Annotated in this window: 13 protein-coding genes; 12 read left to right on the forward strand and 1 reads right to left on the reverse strand. The window is 58.8% G+C overall.

Features of this window, described 5'->3' with window-relative positions; all coding sequences use genetic code 11:
* The first annotated feature begins 223 nt into the window (after positions 1–223).
* Positions 224–673 carry a 50S ribosomal protein L11 gene (gene rplK / locus ACR0DS_RS18430; protein WP_010440985.1) on the forward strand — a complete coding sequence of 150 codons (450 nt, stop codon included), beginning with the start codon at positions 224–226 and terminating at the stop codon, positions 671–673.
* 1 nt (position 674) lies between these two features.
* Positions 675–1,373: a 50S ribosomal protein L1 gene (rplA, locus tag ACR0DS_RS18435; protein WP_209507781.1), complete on the forward strand. Its 699-nt coding sequence runs from the start codon at positions 675–677 to the stop codon at positions 1,371–1,373.
* A gap of 57 nt (positions 1,374–1,430) precedes the next feature.
* Here rplA and ACR0DS_RS18440 read toward each other — a convergent pair whose 3' ends face one another.
* On the reverse strand, positions 1,431–2,201 hold the full coding sequence (locus ACR0DS_RS18440) for a class II glutamine amidotransferase (RefSeq protein ID WP_480560546.1): 771 nt from the start codon (positions 2,199–2,201) through the stop codon (positions 1,431–1,433).
* Positions 2,202–2,648: 447 nt separating this feature from the next.
* Here ACR0DS_RS18440 and rplJ point away from each other — a divergent pair, with 447 nt between their 5' ends.
* The 10 genes from rplJ to ACR0DS_RS18490 form a co-directional block, all read left to right on the forward strand.
* The gene (gene rplJ, locus ACR0DS_RS18445) at positions 2,649–3,167 is read left to right on the forward strand and encodes a 50S ribosomal protein L10 (protein WP_209507785.1); all 519 of its coding nucleotides are present in this window, start codon (positions 2,649–2,651) and stop codon (positions 3,165–3,167) included.
* A gap of 79 nt (positions 3,168–3,246) precedes the next feature.
* Complete coding sequence (rplL, locus tag ACR0DS_RS18450) at positions 3,247–3,624, forward strand: 50S ribosomal protein L7/L12 (protein ID WP_209507787.1); 378 nt, start codon at positions 3,247–3,249, stop codon at positions 3,622–3,624.
* Between the two features lie 250 nt (positions 3,625–3,874).
* Complete coding sequence (rpoB, locus tag ACR0DS_RS18455; protein WP_480547329.1) at positions 3,875–8,011, forward strand: DNA-directed RNA polymerase subunit beta; 4,137 nt, start codon at positions 3,875–3,877, stop codon at positions 8,009–8,011.
* Between the two features lie 106 nt (positions 8,012–8,117).
* Positions 8,118–12,359: a DNA-directed RNA polymerase subunit beta' gene (gene rpoC / locus ACR0DS_RS18460; RefSeq protein ID WP_480488900.1), complete on the forward strand. Its 4,242-nt coding sequence runs from the start codon at positions 8,118–8,120 to the stop codon at positions 12,357–12,359.
* 211 nt (positions 12,360–12,570) lie between these two features.
* Positions 12,571–13,350 (forward strand): hypothetical protein, encoded by a 780-nt coding sequence (locus tag ACR0DS_RS18465; RefSeq protein WP_480484701.1) that lies wholly within the window; start codon positions 12,571–12,573, stop codon positions 13,348–13,350.
* A gap of 138 nt (positions 13,351–13,488) precedes the next feature.
* Positions 13,489–14,358, forward strand: coding sequence for a DMT family transporter (locus ACR0DS_RS18470; protein ID WP_480484704.1), 870 nt, complete (start codon positions 13,489–13,491; stop codon positions 14,356–14,358).
* A gap of 422 nt (positions 14,359–14,780) precedes the next feature.
* On the forward strand, positions 14,781–15,152 hold the full coding sequence (gene rpsL, locus ACR0DS_RS18475; RefSeq protein WP_005621086.1) for a 30S ribosomal protein S12: 372 nt from the start codon (positions 14,781–14,783) through the stop codon (positions 15,150–15,152).
* Between the two features lie 15 nt (positions 15,153–15,167).
* Complete coding sequence (gene rpsG / locus ACR0DS_RS18480; RefSeq protein WP_039529242.1) at positions 15,168–15,638, forward strand: 30S ribosomal protein S7; 471 nt, start codon at positions 15,168–15,170, stop codon at positions 15,636–15,638.
* Between the two features lie 18 nt (positions 15,639–15,656).
* On the forward strand, positions 15,657–17,774 hold the full coding sequence (fusA, locus tag ACR0DS_RS18485) for an elongation factor G (protein WP_480484702.1): 2,118 nt from the start codon (positions 15,657–15,659) through the stop codon (positions 17,772–17,774).
* Positions 17,775–17,834: 60 nt separating this feature from the next.
* Positions 17,835–17,937 (forward strand): GTP-binding protein (locus ACR0DS_RS18490; RefSeq protein ID WP_155125489.1); only part of this gene is annotated, 103 nt, incomplete at its 3' end.

The raw sequence follows: 17,937 nt of genomic DNA on the forward strand, positions 1-17,937 counted from the left end.
CCCACGGGTTTCAATGATGTGGTCATCGACTTTAAACTCGATTCGGTGATCCCGAATTGAAAGGCAGGCCACTTGCCAACCCCCATGATCCCCTGTAAACGCCGCCTCTATCGTCTTCGGGCGAGATTCTCTCGTGGGAGGTTACCGGGGTCGCGATCCCGGGCCGGACCACGCAACAAAATCCGGGTGAGACGCGTTTCACCCTAGTTGAAAGGAAAACCAAATGGCCAAGAAGCTTGCTGGTACAATGAAACTGCAGGTTCCTGCAGGTCAGGCGAACCCGTCGCCGCCAGTTGGTCCGGCGCTGGGTCAGCGCGGCATCAACATCATGGAATTCTGCAAGGCGTTCAACGCCAAGACCGCAGATATGGAGCCCGGCGCGCCGTGCCCGACCGTGATCACCTACTATCAGGACAAGTCCTTCACCATGGACATCAAGACGCCGCCCGCGTCTTACTACCTGAAAAAAGCTGCTGGTCTTAAGCCGGTCGGTAAGCGTAACCGCCCCCGCGGCGCGGAAAACCCAGGTCGCGAGACCGTGGCAACCGTGACCTCCAAGCAGGTTCGTGAAATCGCCGAAGCCAAAATGAAAGATCTGAACGCCAACGACGTCGAAGGCGCAATGCAGATCATCCTGGGCTCGGCCCGCTCCATGGGCATCGAGGTGAAGTAAGATGGCAAAACTCGGTAAACGTACCCGCGCTGCGCGCGAAGCCGTCGCTGGCAAGGAAAACCTGTCGGTGGACGAAGCTGTTGCCCTGGTCAAAGCCAATGCAACTTCGAAATTCGACGAGACTATCGAAATCGCGATGAACCTGGGCGTTGACACCCGTCACGCAGACCAGATGGTGCGCGGCGTTGTCGGACTGCCGAACGGCACAGGCAAAGACATGCGCGTTGCTGTCTTCGCACGTGGCGCGAAGGCTGATGAAGCGAAAGAAGCAGGCGCGGATATCGTTGGCGCAGAAGACCTGATGGAAACCATTCAGGGCGGCACCATCGAATTCGATCGCTGCATTGCAACCCCGGACATGATGCCGATCGTCGGTCGTCTGGGTAAGGTTCTGGGCCCCCGTAACCTGATGCCGAACCCCAAGGTTGGCACTGTGACCATGGACGTGAAAGCAGCCGTGGAAGCAGCCAAAGGCGGCGAAGTTCAGTTCAAGGCGGAAAAAGGCGGCGTTGTGCACGCAGGCGTTGGCAAAGCGTCGTTTGACGAAGCCAAGCTGGTCGAAAACATTCGCGCCTTCGTCTCGGCTGTTGCACGGGCCAAGCCGTCGGGCGCCAAAGGCACCTACATGAAGAAAATCGCGCTGAGCTCGACCATGGGCCCCGGCGTGACTGTTGATGTGGCAGAAGCTTCGGGCGAATAAGCCGGATCTTCGTCAAAGCAATGTTGCGGGCGGTCCAAACGGACCGCCCGTTTTCGTTTAGCTGAGCGGCAACGCGGTGTGGCTGGCTGTATCTCCGGTCAGGGTGAAGAAGCTCCGGTCTTCAATGGGCGTCCATTTTCCTGTGCCCTTGTCCAGCGGCTCGGACGCAATGACCTTGCCGCCGTGGTCCAGACCTTCCCCGAAATACAGGGACGGGCTGCGCTGATCGCTGGAATACCGAAAGGCATACAGGTTCTGCCCATCCGAAAAGGCGACGGCCATGCGATCCGGTTGCGTCCGATGACCTCCAAGCGCATCGATCTGACGCAAAGTTGCGACAACAGCGTCCTGCGGCGCATCATCCAGCCCGTTGGCCAGCAGCAGCAGAAACAGAAGCTCAGAATCCGTCGACCCGCGCCGCGCCGCGTAAAGTTCGTCCGGCAGAGAGGATTCAAGCCGTCTTCGCAAACGCCCGAACTCGCCAATCTGGCCATTATGCATGAAGGACCATTTGCCAAACGTGAAAGGGTGGCAGTTTGCGCGCGACACTTCGCCGAACGTCGACGCGCGGACATGGGCCAGAAACAGCGAGGATTTTATCATCCTGCAAAGATCGACCAGGTTACCATCCGACCACGCGGGCAGGACATCCCTGTACAGGCCAGGGCGATCCTGGTCTGCGTACCAGGCCATACCGAAGCCATCGCCATTGACGGCAAGTTTAGCTTCGGCCGCGTGCTGGCTTTGCTCCAGCAAGGAATGCTGGGGCCGGATGACGATGTTTTCAAGCGGGATACTTGGTCCGCAATAGGCGGCAATTCTGCACATTTGTTCTGATTCTTCTTGTTTCTGAGAAAAATTGTCGGGTTATAGTCTTGAACTTGGAACAATGTCACGAACTATTTTGCCGTCAGCCCTGAAATTCGACCAAATCAATTGCTCGTCACCGCACTTTATCTTGTGGTTCTGGTCATCCCTTGTTGCGTCTGATTTATCCCAATTTACCTCTTGGAAACCCCGGCCATCTGTCCTAAGTAGACCTGCGGAATAAAGCGTGCGATTCGTCGTGCGCTTTATTTTGTTTCGTCCAAGACGGTGGGTGGTGCCATCTGGCCCCTTAATTCCCTGCCTGAGACGGGTAAGACCAAAGAATTCTGAGGGTCCCACCCTCGGGCGAGTTTTGGCCAATCCCGTAACAACGGACCTGAACGCCGGGGCGCAAGCCGCGGCAAATATGAGCCGGGGTGAGAACTCACCCCTAACTTGGAGAGAACTGTGGATAGAGCCCAGAAAGAGAAAGTGGTCGAGGAACTCGGCCAAATCTTCGAAAGCTCTGGCGTCGTAGTGGTTGCCCACTACGCCGGTCTGACAGTTGCCGAGATGCAGGACCTTCGCGCACGTGCACGTGACGCGGGTGGCTCCGTGCGTGTTGCCAAGAACAGGCTCGCCAAAATCGCCCTCGAGGGTAAGCCGTGTGCAAGCATGGCCGACCTGCTGACAGGGATGACCGTTCTGACCTATTCCGAGGACCCCGTGGCAGCAGCCAAGGTGGCCGAGGACTTCGCCAAGGATAACAAGAAATTTGAAATCCTCGGCGGTGCAATGGGCGAGAACGCTCTGGACCGCAAAGGCGTTGAAGCCGTTTCGAAAATGCCGTCTCGCGAGGAGCTTATTGCTTCGATCGTGGGCTGCATTGGCGCACCTGCTTCGAACATCGCCGGCGCGATTGGCGCACCTGCAAGCAATATCGCAAGCATCCTTTCCACCATCGAAGAGAAGGCGGAAGCTGCGTAAGCGGTTGGCACTGAATGATCTGCGTAGGGTACCTACCCTGACGTTGGAACACACATTGTAAACGGAAAGAGCTGATAAAATGGCTGATCTGAAAGCACTCGCAGAAAGCATCGTGGGTCTGACCCTGCTGGAAGCACAAGAACTGAAAACCATCCTCAAAGACGAATACGGCATCGAGCCCGCAGCTGGCGGCGCCGTAATGGTCGCAGCAGCTGGTGGCGACGCCGGTGGCGCAGCTGAGGAAGAAAAAACCGAATTCGACGTCGTTCTGAAGAACGCCGGCGCTTCGAAAATCAACGTGATCAAAGAAGTTCGCGGCATCACCGGTCTGGGCCTGAAAGAAGCCAAGGAACTGGTCGAAGCCGGCGGCAAGATCAAAGAAGGCGTGTCGAAAGACGAAGCCGAAGACGTCAAAGCCAAGCTGGAAGCAGCTGGCGCCGAAGTCGAGCTGGCCTAAGCCTGGTCTCAGGCGCATCGCTGATGCGCCGAAAAATTTGGCTGGATCCGGAGAAATCCGGGTCCAGCCGAACCTGTCTTAGAAAGGGCCTCACGGAATGGGGCGTTTTCTAAGACACGGTTTTCGGATCGGGAGGCCGCCTTCGGGACGGTGGCCACGAATTGATCCGGACGTGTTGTCTCGATTGTGCAAGATGCCGGGGCCCGACGGTGTCTTTGCCCGCTGAGAACATCGAAAGGTGACATCTGACATGGCTCAAACGTTCCTTGGCCAGAAACGTCTTCGTAAATATTACGGCAAAATCCGCGAAGTACTGGAGATGCCGAACCTCATTGAGGTACAGAAATCTTCTTATGATCTTTTCCTGCGCTCCGGCGATGCAGAACAGCCCACAGACGGCGAAGGCATCAAGGGCGTGTTCCAGTCGGTTTTCCCGATCAAGGATTTCAACGAAACCTCTGTTTTGGAGTTCGTGAAATACGATCTGGAGAAACCCAAATACGACGTCGAAGAGTGCATGCAGCGCGACATGACCTACAGCGCACCGCTGAAGGTTACCCTGCGCCTGATCGTGTTCGATGTTGATGAGGACACCGGCGCGAAATCGGTAAAAGACATCAAGGAACAGGATGTCTTCATGGGCGACATGCCCCTGATGACCCCGAACGGCACCTTTGTCGTCAACGGCACCGAGCGCGTGATCGTTTCCCAGATGCACCGCTCGCCCGGTGTGTTCTTTGACCACGACAAGGGTAAAACCCATTCCTCGGGCAAGCTGCTGTTTGCCTGCCGCATCATCCCGTATCGCGGCAGCTGGCTGGACTTCGAGTTTGATGCCAAGGATATCGTGTTCGCCCGTATCGACCGCCGCCGCAAACTGCCTGTGACAACCCTGCTATATGCGCTGGGTCTGGATCAGGAAGCGATCATGGACGCGTATTACAAAACCGTGTCCTACAAGCTGGACAAGAAGAAGGGCTGGGTCACGCCGTTCTTCCCCGAGCGTGTTCGCGGCACCCGTCCGACCTATGACCTGATCGACGCGAAATCAGGTGAGGTGATTGCCGAGGCAGGCAAAAAAGTCACCCCGCGCGCGGTCAAGAAGCTGATCGACGAGGGCACCGTCACAGAACTGCTGGTTCCGTTCGATCACATCGTTGGCAAGTTTGTCGCCAAGGACATCATCAACGAAGAAAACGGCGCGATCTATGTCGAAGCCGGTGACGAACTGACGCTGGAATATGACAAGGATGGCGACCTGATCGGCGGTACCGCGAAGGAACTGATCGACGCGGGCATCACCGATATTCCGGTTCTCGACATCGATAACGTCAATGTCGGACCCTACATGCGCAACACCATGGCGCAGGACAAGAACATGAACCGCGAAAGCGCGCTCATGGATATCTACCGCGTCATGCGTCCGGGTGAACCGCCCACCGTCGAAGCGGCGTCGGCCCTGTTCGACACCCTGTTCTTCGACAGCGAGCGGTATGACCTGTCCGCCGTTGGCCGCGTGAAGATGAACATGCGCCTGGCACTGGACGCGCCGGATACCCTGCGTACCCTGCGCCGCGAAGACATCGTGGCCTGCGTCAAGGCTCTGGTCGAACTGCGCGACGGCAAAGGCGACGTGGACGATATCGACCACCTCGGCAACCGTCGTGTGCGTTCGGTCGGTGAACTGATGGAAAACCAGTACCGCGTCGGTCTGCTGCGCATGGAGCGCGCGATCAAAGAGCGTATGTCGTCGGTCGAGATCGACACCGTCATGCCGCAGGACCTGATCAACGCGAAACCGGCTGCTGCTGCTGTGCGTGAATTCTTCGGCTCGTCGCAGCTGTCGCAGTTCATGGACCAGACCAACCCGCTGTCGGAAGTCACCCACAAACGCCGTCTCTCGGCGCTTGGCCCCGGTGGTCTGACGCGTGAGCGTGCGGGCTTTGAAGTGCGCGACGTGCACCCGACCCACTATGGCCGGATGTGCCCGATTGAAACGCCGGAAGGCCCGAACATCGGTCTGATCAACTCGCTGGCCACCTTCGCCCGCGTGAACAAGTATGGCTTCATCGAAACACCTTACCGCGTCGTCAAGGACGCCGAGGTGACCGATGAGGTTCACTACATGTCCGCGACCGAGGAAATGCGTCACACCGTGGCGCAGGCGAACGCGACGCTGGATAAGAACGGCAAGTTCATCAACGATCTGGTTTCGACCCGTCAGGCAGGCGACTACACCCTTGCCCCGCGCGAGAATGTGGACCTGATCGACGTGTCGCCGAAGCAGCTGGTCTCGGTTGCTGCATCGCTGATCCCGTTCCTTGAAAATGACGACGCAAACCGCGCTCTGATGGGCTCGAACATGCAACGTCAGGCGGTTCCGCTGCTGCGGGCCGAGGCACCGCTGGTCGGTACCGGGATCGAGGAAAAGGTTGCGATCGACTCGGGTGCTGCGATTCAGGCGAAACGCGCCGGTATCATCGACCAGGTCGATGCCCAGCGTATCGTTATCCGCGCCACCGAGGATCTGGAACTGGGCGACGCTGGCGTTGACATCTATCGTCTGCGCAAGTTCCAGCGTTCGAACCAGAACACCTGCATCAACCAGCGTCCGCTGATAAAGGTGGGTGACACCGTCCAGAAGGGCGAGGTCATTGCCGACGGTCCGTCGACCGATATGGGTGAACTGGCCCTTGGCAAGAATGTGGTCGTCGCGTTCATGCCGTGGAACGGCTACAACTACGAAGACTCGATCCTGATCTCAGAACGTATCGCGCGTGATGACGTCTTTACCTCGGTCCATATCGAGGAATTCGAAGTCGCCGCCCGTGACACCAAGCTGGGCCCGGAAGAGATCACCCGCGACATCCCCAACGTCGGTGAAGAAGCGCTGCGCAACCTCGACGAGGCGGGCATCGTTTACATCGGCGCGGATGTTGAGCCGGGCGATATTCTGGTCGGCAAGATCACTCCGAAGGGCGAAAGCCCGATGACCCCGGAAGAAAAGCTGCTGCGCGCCATCTTTGGTGAAAAAGCATCTGATGTGCGCGACACCTCGTTGCGCGTGAAGCCGGGCGATTACGGTACGGTCGTCGAGGTTCGCGTCTTCAACCGTCACGGTGTCGAGAAAGACGAGCGTGCGCTGCAGATCGAGCGTGAGGAAGTCGAACGTCTGGCCCGTGACCGGGACGACGAGCTGGCGATCCTTGACCGCAACATCTATGCGCGTCTGCAAGGTCTGATCCTGGGTAAAACCGCTGTCAAAGGCCCGAAAGGTGTCAAGGCAGGGTCGGTGATCACCGAGGATCTGCTGGACACCCTGACCCGTGGTCAATGGTGGCAGCTGGCGCTGGAAGACGAGCAGGACGCACAGATCGTCGAGGCCCTGAACGAGCAATACGAAGTGCAAAAGCGCGCTCTGGACGCCCGTTTCGAGGATAAGGTCGAGAAAGTCCGCCGTGGCGACGACCTGCCGCCGGGTGTGATGAAGATGGTCAAAGTCTTCATCGCCGTGAAGCGCAAGTTGCAGCCGGGCGACAAGATGGCCGGTCGTCACGGGAACAAGGGTGTGATTTCCAAGGTTGTTCCGATGGAAGACATGCCGTTCCTGGCCGATGGGACCCCGGTCGACTTCTGTCTGAACCCGCTGGGTGTGCCTTCGCGTATGAACGTTGGTCAGATCCTTGAAACCCACATGGGTTGGGCCGCGCGCGGTCTGGGTCTGAACATCGATGAAGCTCTGGGTGAATACCGCCGTTCCGGCGACCTGACCCCGGTGCGCGAGGCGATGAAGCTGGCCTATGGCGAAGATGTCTACGAAGAAGGCATCACCGGCATGGACGAGGAAACGCTGGTCGAAGCAGCGGGCAACGTGACCCGCGGTGTTCCGATCGCAACCCCGGTCTTTGACGGTGCCAAAGAGGCTGACGTCAACGACGCGCTGGTGCGTGCGGGCTTCTCGCAAAGCGGTCAGTCGGTTCTGTTCGACGGTCGTACGGGTGAGCAATTTGCGCGTCCGGTGACCGTGGGCATCAAGTACCTGCTGAAACTGCACCACCTTGTGGACGATAAGATCCACGCGCGTTCGACCGGCCCCTACAGCCTGGTTACCCAGCAGCCGCTGGGTGGTAAGGCGCAGTTCGGTGGTCAGCGCTTTGGTGAGATGGAGGTCTGGGCTCTGGAAGCTTACGGCGCCGCCTACACCCTGCAAGAGATGCTGACGGTGAAGTCGGATGACGTCGCCGGCCGGACCAAGGTCTATGAGTCGATCGTCAAGGGCGAGGATAACTTTGAAGCGGGCGTACCGGAATCGTTCAACGTTCTGGTGAAAGAAGTCCGCGGCCTCGGCCTGAATATGGAACTCCTGGATGCGGAGGTCGATGAGTGATGAAGGGATGCCGGGCTGAAGCCCGGCCTACCATCTGATCCGGCGTAGGCCGGGCTTCAGCCCGGCACTGCGTGACCCCCGCACCCTCTAACTCTGAGGTAAAGAGATGAACCAGGAAATCACCAACAACCCGTTCAACCCGCTGACGCCCCCGAAGGTCTTTGACGAAATCAAAGTCTCGCTGGCGTCGCCCGAACGGATCCTGTCTTGGTCCTATGGCGAGATCAAGAAACCCGAAACCATCAACTACCGGACGTTCAAGCCTGAACGTGACGGTCTGTTCTGCGCGCGTATCTTTGGCCCGATCAAAGACTACGAATGTCTGTGCGGCAAGTATAAGCGGATGAAGTATCGCGGCGTTGTCTGCGAGAAATGCGGTGTGGAAGTCACCCTGCAGAAAGTCCGCCGCGAGCGTATGGGCCACATCGAACTGGCCGCGCCCGTTGCACATATCTGGTTCCTGAAATCGCTCCCGTCCCGCATCGGTCTGATGCTGGACATGACGCTGCGCGATCTGGAACGCGTTCTGTACTTTGAAAACTATGTCGTCATCGAGCCCGGTCTGACTGACCTGACCTACGGCCAGATGCTGACCGAAGAAGAGTACATGGATGCGCAGGATGCCTTTGGCATGGACGCGTTCACCGCCAATATCGGTGCCGAAGCCATCCGTGAGATGCTGGCCCAGATCGATCTGGAAGCCGAAGCCGAGCAGCTGCGCGCTGATCTGGCCGAAGCCACAGGCGAGTTGAAGCCCAAGAAGATCATCAAGCGTCTGAAGGTTGTTGAATCCTTCCTCGAGTCGGGCAACCGTCCCGAATGGATGGTCATGACCGTGATCCCGGTCATTCCGCCGGAACTGCGCCCGCTGGTTCCGCTGGATGGTGGCCGTTTCGCGACCTCGGATCTGAACGATCTCTATCGCCGCGTCATCAACCGGAACAACCGTCTGAAGCGTCTGATCGAACTGCGTGCGCCTGACATCATCGTCCGCAACGAAAAGCGGATGCTGCAGGAATCCGTTGACGCTCTGTTCGACAACGGCCGTCGTGGCCGCGTGATCACCGGCGCCAACAAGCGTCCGCTGAAATCGCTGTCGGACATGCTGAAAGGCAAGCAGGGTCGCTTCCGTCAGAACCTTCTGGGGAAACGCGTCGACTTCTCGGGCCGTTCGGTCATCGTGACCGGTCCGGAGCTTAAGCTGCACCAGTGTGGTCTGCCCAAGAAGATGGCGCTGGAGCTGTTCAAGCCGTTCATCTACTCGCGCCTTGAAGCCAAAGGTCTGTCTTCGACCGTGAAACAGGCGAAGAAACTGGTCGAGAAAGAGCGTCCCGAAGTTTGGGATATCCTCGACGAGGTGATCCGTGAACACCCTGTCATGCTGAACCGTGCGCCGACGCTGCACCGTCTTGGCATTCAGGCGTTCGAACCGGTCCTGATCGAAGGCAAAGCGATCCAGCTGCACCCGCTGGTCTGTTCGGCCTTCAACGCCGACTTCGACGGCGACCAGATGGCCGTTCACGTCCCGCTGAGCCTTGAGGCACAGCTGGAAGCCCGTGTTCTGATGATGTCGACGAACAACGTTCTGTCGCCTGCAAACGGCGCGCCGATCATCGTTCCGTCGCAGGACATGATCCTGGGTCTGTACTATGTGTCGCTGGAACGTGCGGGCATGCCGGGCGAAGGCAAGGTCTTTGGTTCGATCGACGAAGTTCAGCACGCGCTGGATGCGGGTGAGGTGCATTTGCACACCAAAATCACCGCGCGGATCACGCAGATCGACGAAGAAGGCAACGAAGTTCAGAAGCGCTATGAAACCACTCCGGGCCGTCTGCGTCTGGGTGCCCTGCTGCCGATGAACAACAAGGCACCGTTCGATCTGGTCAACCGCCTGCTGCGGAAGAAAGAAGTGCAGCAGGTGATCGACACCGTCTACCGCTACTGCGGTCAGAAAGAGTCGGTTATCTTCTGTGACCAGATCATGTCGATGGGCTTCAAAGAAGCGTTCAGGGCGGGCATCTCGTTCGGCAAGGACGACATGGTCATTCCAGACGACAAGTGGGGCATCGTTGATGACACCCGCGATCAGGTGAAAGACTTCGAACAGCAGTACATGGACGGCCTGATCACTCAGGGCGAAAAGTACAACAAGGTTGTCGATGCCTGGTCGAAGTGTAACGACCGTGTGACCGAGGCGATGATGAGCACCATCTCGAACGTCGCCAAGGCCGAAGACGGGTCTGACATGGAACCGAACTCGGTCTACATGATGGCCCACTCCGGTGCGCGGGGCTCGGTCACTCAGATGAAACAGCTGGGCGGTATGCGCGGCCTGATGGCCAAGCCGAACGGTGACATCATCGAGACGCCGATCATCTCGAACTTCAAGGAAGGTCTGACCGTTCTTGAATACTTCAACTCGACCCACGGTGCCCGTAAGGGTCTGTCGGATACCGCTCTGAAGACGGCGAACTCGGGTTACCTGACCCGTCGTCTGGTGGACGTGGCGCAGGACTGCATCGTTCGCGAGATCGACTGTGGTACCGAGCGCGCAATCACGGCCGAAGCCGCAGTCAACGACGGTGAGGTTGTCGCCTCGCTGGCCGAGCGTATCCTGGGCCGTGTGGCGGCTGACGATATCCTGCGTCCGGGTACGGATGAGGTGCTTGTTGCGGCTGGTCAGCTGATCGACGAACGTATGGCAGACACCATCGACGAAGCGGGCGTTCAGTCGACCCGCATCCGCTCGCCTCTGACCTGCGAGTCCGAGGAAGGCGTCTGTGCCACCTGCTACGGTCGTGACCTTGCTCGCGGTACCATGGTGAACACGGGTGAGGCTGTCGGCATCATCGCCGCCCAGTCCATCGGTGAACCCGGTACACAGCTGACGATGCGGACCTTCCACATCGGTGGTGTTGCGCAAGGTGGTCAGCAGTCGTTCCAGGAAGCCAGCCAGGCTGGTGTCGTATCCTTCGAGAACCCGCAGATCCTGGTCAATGCCGCAGGCGAAAGCCTTGTCATGGGCCGGAACATGAAGCTGGTGATCAAAGACGATCACGGCGAAGAGCGCGCCAGCCACAAGCTGGGCTATGGCTCCAAGCTGTTCGTCAAGGAAGGCACCAAGGTGGCCCGCGGCGACAAGCTGTTCGAATGGGATCCCTACACCCTGCCGATCATCGCCGAGAAAGCCGGTACCACCAAATACGTCGATCTGGTTTCGGGCCTTGCCGTCCGTGACGAGACCGACGAAGCAACCGGCATGACCCAGAAGATCGTGATCGACTGGCGCGCCGCCCCCCGTGGCAGCGACCTCAAGCCCGAGATCATTCTGGTCGGTGACGATGGCGAACCGGTCCGCAACGATGCGGGCAACCCGGTTCACTATCCGATGTCGGTGGATGCGATCCTGTCGGTCGAAGATGGCCAGAAGATCGAAGCCGGTGACGTTGTTGCGCGTATTCCGCGTGAAGGTGCCAAGACCAAGGACATCACCGGTGGTCTGCCGCGTGTGGCCGAACTGTTCGAAGCCCGCCGTCCGAAAGATCACGCGATCATCGCAGAAGCTGATGGTTACGTGCGCTTTGGCCGCGACTACAAGAACAAGCGCCGCATCAGCATCGAACCGGCTGACGAGTCGCTGGAACCCATCGAGTACATGGTACCCAAGGGCAAGCACATCCCTGTTGTCGAAGGCGACTTCGTTCAGAAGGGCGACTACATCATGGACGGTAACCCGGCCCCGCATGACATCCTGTCCATCATGGGTGTCGAGGCGCTGGCGAACTACATGATCGACGAAGTGCAGGACGTGTATCGTCTGCAAGGCGTGAAGATCAACGACAAGCACATCGAAGTCATCGTGCGCCAGATGCTGCAGAAGTGGGAGATCCTGGATTCAGGCGACACCACCCTGCTGAAAGGCGAACATGTCGACAAGCAGGAGTTCGACGCAGCCAACGAAAAGACCATCGCCCGCGGTGGTCGTCCGGCACAGGGCGAGCCGATCCTTCTGGGGATCACCAAGGCTTCGTTGCAGACGCGTTCGTTCATCTCGGCGGCGTCGTTCCAGGAAACCACCCGCGTACTGACCGAAGCGTCCGTGCAGGGCAAAAAGGACAAGCTGGTCGGCCTGAAAGAGAACGTCATCGTTGGTCGCCTGATCCCCGCCGGTACCGGTGGGGCCACACAGGCCGTCCGCCACATCGCGCAGTCGCGCGACAATGTGGTGATCGAAGCCCGTCGGGAAGAGGCCGAAGCGGCCGCTGCCCTGGCTGCGCCGATCATGGATGATGATCTGGTCGGGGATGAGCTGGACGTTCTGGTGGAAACACCCGAAAGCCGCGAGTAATCGCCCGATTGACAAGTTTAGGAAGGCCCCGCGATTTCGCGGGGCCTTTCGTTTTTGCAGGGCTGAAACGCGCACCACGCTTAAGGCGGTTCCAGACCACTGGAATATCGCGCTCGCCGTATGAGACCTGCAATAACAGTAGGGTTTTTCTGGTTTAGCCTAAACTGTGCTACCATCCGCCATGAGTTCACACAGGTGACGGGGGTGGATGATGAGAGCTGTCACAAAGTTGTCGCGCGTATTTTCGGTTTTCGGTCTGGGCCTGATGGCCGCCTGCACGGACTATGCCTATGTGGGGATGCCACCGGGCCAGCCATCGCGTGAGATCGTGATCCCGAACGGCACGACGCGCCTGATCCCGATCTCCGGATCGATCGTCGGGTTGGCTTATGATGAGCCGCGACGGCGGATCTTCCTGCGCAATCTTCCCGGCACCCAACTACAGGAGTTGGACCGAAATGGCCGTGTCCTGCGTACCTTTGCGGCACAGCGGGTTCCGGCCGGATGCGGTGGCATCACACCTGACGAGTTTCCCATCAAGGAATGCGGGTTGGCCATTCGGGGAAGCGACGGGCATTTGTTCCTCGACCATCCGAACGGGGTGATGATCGCGGAACTGACCCGCGACGGGCAATTTGTGCGCAACATAACCCTCAGCCAGCCACAGGGGCCGATTGGCGGGCTGGCCTTTGATGAAACGACCGGCACGCTTTATGTGCTGTTCATCCGCAATCGCCTGATCGCCGAGGTGGATTTGAACGGCACGGTGCTTAGGACAATCCGGGCGACCAATCCATCGGTCGGCGCAGCGGTGCAGATCGAACGCTTTGGCCTTGGCATCAATTCCAAACGCCGCGAGCTTTATGTTGCGCTTCAGAACGGCAACCAGCTTGGCGTTCTGGACATGTCCGGCGGGTTGATCGCAACGTACACGCTCAGCGCCGGGGTGGCTGTGGAAGGGATCGGAGGCGGTCGGGTCTCTGGTCTCTGATAGGGGCTCAGAAGGCGTTTTCGGCCCGCTCCCAACGCGTCGGAGCGTAATTCTTGCGCTGATCTGATTTGATGCGTTGACAGGCGGCTGTCCGATTGGGCCAATGGCCCGATCACTCTGCGCAGGGCCAAATCTGACATGAACCCAAACACCAAAGGTGCCTTGCTGATGATGGGCAGCATGGCGGCCTTCACCCTGAACGACACTTTGGTCAAGGTCGCGCTTCGGGATCTGCCATTGTTCCAACTGGTGGCCATGCGGGGCGTCCTGGCCGTTTTCCTTGTCTACGGTCTTGCCCGTTATCTGGGGGCGCTGCACCTCAATTTCTCAAACCACGACCGGTTGCTGGTTGCGCTGCGCAGTCTGGCCGAACTGTCGGCCACCTTCTTTTTTCTGACAGCGCTCAAGAACATGCCGCTTGCCAATGTGACGGCCATTCTGCAGGCGCTACCCCTGACCGTGACGCTGGGCGCGGCACTGGTCTTTTCCGAACAGGTCGGCTGGCGGCGCATATTGGCAATTGCCATTGGTTTTGGCGGCATGGTTCTGATCGTCAGACCCGGTCCTGACGGCTTCAGCCTGTATTCCATCTACGCGCTGATCGCAGTGGCTTCGATTACGGTTCGCGATCTGGTGACGCGACGCATGTCGCCCCAGGTTCCGTCAATGGTGGTGACGTTGGCGACGTCTCTTTCCATCACGGTGGCCGCGGCCATCGCATCGGTGTTCGAAGGATGGGTTCCGGTTTCCGGCGCTGCGGGTTCTCTGGTTGCGGCGGCGGCCGTGTTCGTCCTGATGGGCTATCTGTTCAGCGTCATGGTCATGCGTCAGGGCGATGTCGGGTTCATCGCGCCGTTTCGCTATTCCAGCCTGATCTGGGCCCTGGGGCTGGGCTGGGCCGTATTCGATGAATGGCCCGACGGTCTGACCATGCTGGGTGCGACACTGATTGTGGCCGCCGGACTGTTTACGCTGTTCCGGGAACGCGCGCGTCGGGAAGCGGCGTGAACCTGCGTGACACGGCTCTGAACACTGGTTATCCGAAGGCGAAACCCAGCCTCCGGTTGCAGGCTTGGCACTTCCGGTGCAGCGCGGTTATATGAACCCGGTAAAGCCCGCGCACCTACTTCGGCACGGCCCGGGTCAGCCTATTGCCGGGCAACCGGTATCGTGCTGTTGACACTCGGGCCGACTCCCCCTATTACGCGCGTCATCTCGGTGACGGGGGCCGCCCCATAGCCGATTCCAGTAATGAGCTGGTCAAGGCCCGGACAATTTTGCAGTTCGCGCCCTCTGAGAAACAACCGCGACGTTCACCTCGGAATGGGAACGCTCGTGGGTTTTGCGCTTGTGGACGCATAAGCGCAGCGAAGTTAGCCGCACGCAGCCCGCGTGCATGTCATGTGTTGCAAAACGGGGAAGAAACCGGAATGCCAACTATTCAACAGCTGATCCGCAAACCGCGGCAGCCCAAAGTAAAACGCTCGAAGTCCATGCACCTGGAGCAGTGCCCGCAGAAACGCGGCGTCTGCACACGTGTTTACACCACCACACCGAAGAAACCGAACTCGGCTATGCGTAAGGTTGCCAAGGTGCGCCTGACCAACGGGTTCGAGGTCATCTCGTACATCCCCGGTGAAAGCCACAACCTTCAGGAACACTCGGTTGTTCTGATCCGTGGCGGCCGTGTGAAAGACCTTCCCGGTGTGCGTTACCACATCCTGCGCGGTGTTCTGGATACTCAGGGCGTCAAAGACCGTAAGCAACGCCGTTCGAAATACGGCGCGAAGCGTCCCAAGTAAGAAGGAGAGGCTGATATGTCACGTCGTCACGCCGCCGAAAAACGCGAAGTCCTGCCTGACGCCAAGTTTGGCGATAAGGTTCTGACCAAATTCATGAACAACCTGATGATCGACGGCAAGAAGTCGGTCGCCGAGCGCATCGTCTACAACGCGTTTGACCGCGTTGAGAACAAGATCAAGCGCGCGCCCGTCGAAGTGTTCCACGAAGCACTCGACAACATCAAACCGTCGGTCGAGGTTCGCTCGCGCCGGGTTGGTGGTGCAACCTATCAGGTTCCGGTCGAAGTCCGCCCCGAGCGCCGCGAAGCACTGGCCATCCGCTGGCTGATCACCGCTGCGCGCGGCCGCAATGAAAACACCATGGAAGAACGCCTCGCCGGTGAACTGCTGGACGCTGTACAGTCCCGCGGTACCGCCGTGAAGAAGCGCGAAGACACCCACAAGATGGCCGAGGCGAACAAAGCCTTCAGCCATTACCGTTGGTAATCCCAGAGGCTTATCCAAATGGCACGCGAATATCCGCTCGAACTATACCGTAACTTCGGTATCATGGCGCACATCGACGCAGGTAAGACCACCTGCTCGGAGCGTATCCTGTATTACACTGGTAAATCCCACAACATCGGTGAGGTGCACGATGGTGCAGCCACCATGGACTGGATGGAGCAGGAGCAGGAACGCGGCATCACCATCACTTCGGCTGCGACCACCACCTTCTGGGAACGCACCGAAGACGGTCAGACCGCCGATACCCCCAAGCACCGCCTGAACATCATCGACACCCCGGGCCACGTTGACTTCACCATCGAAGTCGAACGCTCGCTGGCGGTTCTCGACGGTGCCGTCTGCGTTCTGGACGCAAACGCCGGTGTTGAACCCCAGACCGAAACTGTGTGGCGTCAGGCTGACCGCTACAAGGTTCCGCGTATGGTTTTCGTCAACAAGATGGACAAGATCGGCGCAGACTTCTTCAACTGCGTTCGCATGATCGAAGACCGTACCGGCGCACGCGCTGTTCCGGTTGGTATTCCGATCGGTGCCGAAACCGAGCTGGAAGGCCTGGTTGATCTGGTCACCATGGAAGAGTGGCTGTGGCAGGGCGAAGACCTTGGTGCAAGCTGGGTCAAAGCTCCGATCCGCGACAGCCTGAAAGACATGGCTGACGAATGGCGCGGCAAGATGATCGAAGCGGCCGTCGAAGAAGACGACGACGCGATGATGGCCTATCTGGAAGGCGAAGAGCCCGACGTTCCGACCCTGCGCAAACTGCTGCGCAAAGGCACGCTGGCGCTGCATTTCGTACCCGTTCTGGGAGGCTCGGCGTTCAAGAACAAAGGCGTTCAGCCGCTGCTCAACGCTGTGATCGACTATCTGCCCAGCCCGCTGGACGTTGTTGATTACATGGGCTTCAAACCCGGCGACGAGGAAGAAGTTCGTAACATCGCACGTCGTGCCGATGACGACATGGCCTTCTCGGGTCTGGCGTTCAAAATCATGAACGACCCCTTCGTTGGTTCGCTGACCTTCACCCGCGTTTACTCGGGCACCATGAACAAGGGCGACTCGATCCTGAACTCGACCAAAGGCAAGAAAGAGCGCATCGGTCGTATGATGATGATGCACTCCAACAACCGGGAAGAGATCGAAGAAGCGTTTGCAGGCGACATCATCGCGCTGGCGGGTCTGAAAGACACCACCACCGGTGACACTCTGTGCGATGCGAAGGATCCGGTGGTTCTGGAAACCATGACCTTCCCCGATCCGGTGATCGAGATCGCGGTCGAGCCCAAAACCAAGGGCGACCAGGAAAAGATGTCTCAGGGTCTGGCCCGTCTGGCCGCCGAAGACCCGTCCTTCCGCGTGGAAACCGACCTGGAATCGGGTCAGACCATCATGAAGGGCATGGGCGAACTTCACCTGGACATCCTGGTGGACCGTCTCAAGCGCGAGTTCAAGGTCGAAGCCAACATCGGTGCGCCTCAGGTGGCTTATCGTGAAACCATCTCGATGCCGGTCGAACACACCTACACCCACAAGAAACAGTCGGGTGGTTCGGGTCAGTTCGCCGAAGTCAAGCTGGAGATCCAGCCCACCGAGGCTGGCGAAGGTTACTCGTTCGAAAGCCGCATCGTTGGTGGTGCCGTTCCGAAGGAATACATCCCCGGTGTTGAAAAAGGCATCAACTCGGTCATGGACAGCGGCCCTCTGGCTGGCTTCCCCGTGATCGACTTCAAGGTTGCCCTGCTGGACGGTAAGTTCCACGACGTTGACTCGAGCGTTCTGGCGTTCGAAATCGCGGCCCGTATGTGTATGCGTGAAGGCATGCGCAAAGCTGGCGCGAAGCTGCTGGAACCGATCATGAAGGTCGAAGTGATCACCCCGGAAGAATATACCGGCGGTATCATCGGCGACCTGACCTCGCGTCGGGGCCAGGTGTCTGGTCAGGAACCGCGCGGCAACGCGATCGCGATCGATGCGTTTGTTCCGCTGGCGAACATGTTCGGCTACATCAACACCCTGCGTTCGATGTCGTCGGGCCGCGCCCAGTTCACCATGCAGTTCGACCACTACGATCCGGTTCCGCAGAACATCTCGGACGAGATCCAGGCGAAATACGCATAAGCGACGATTTGAGGGAGCGCCGTTCCGGGGCTCCCTTCATTACAGAAAAAGGAGGCCATCATGGCAAAGGAAAAGTTTGAGCGTAATAAGCCGCACGTCAACATCGGCACGATTGGGCATGTTGACCACGGCAAGACGACGCTGACCGCAGCGATCACCAAGT

It is taken from the genome of Ruegeria sp. AF5 (assembly GCF_056541905.1).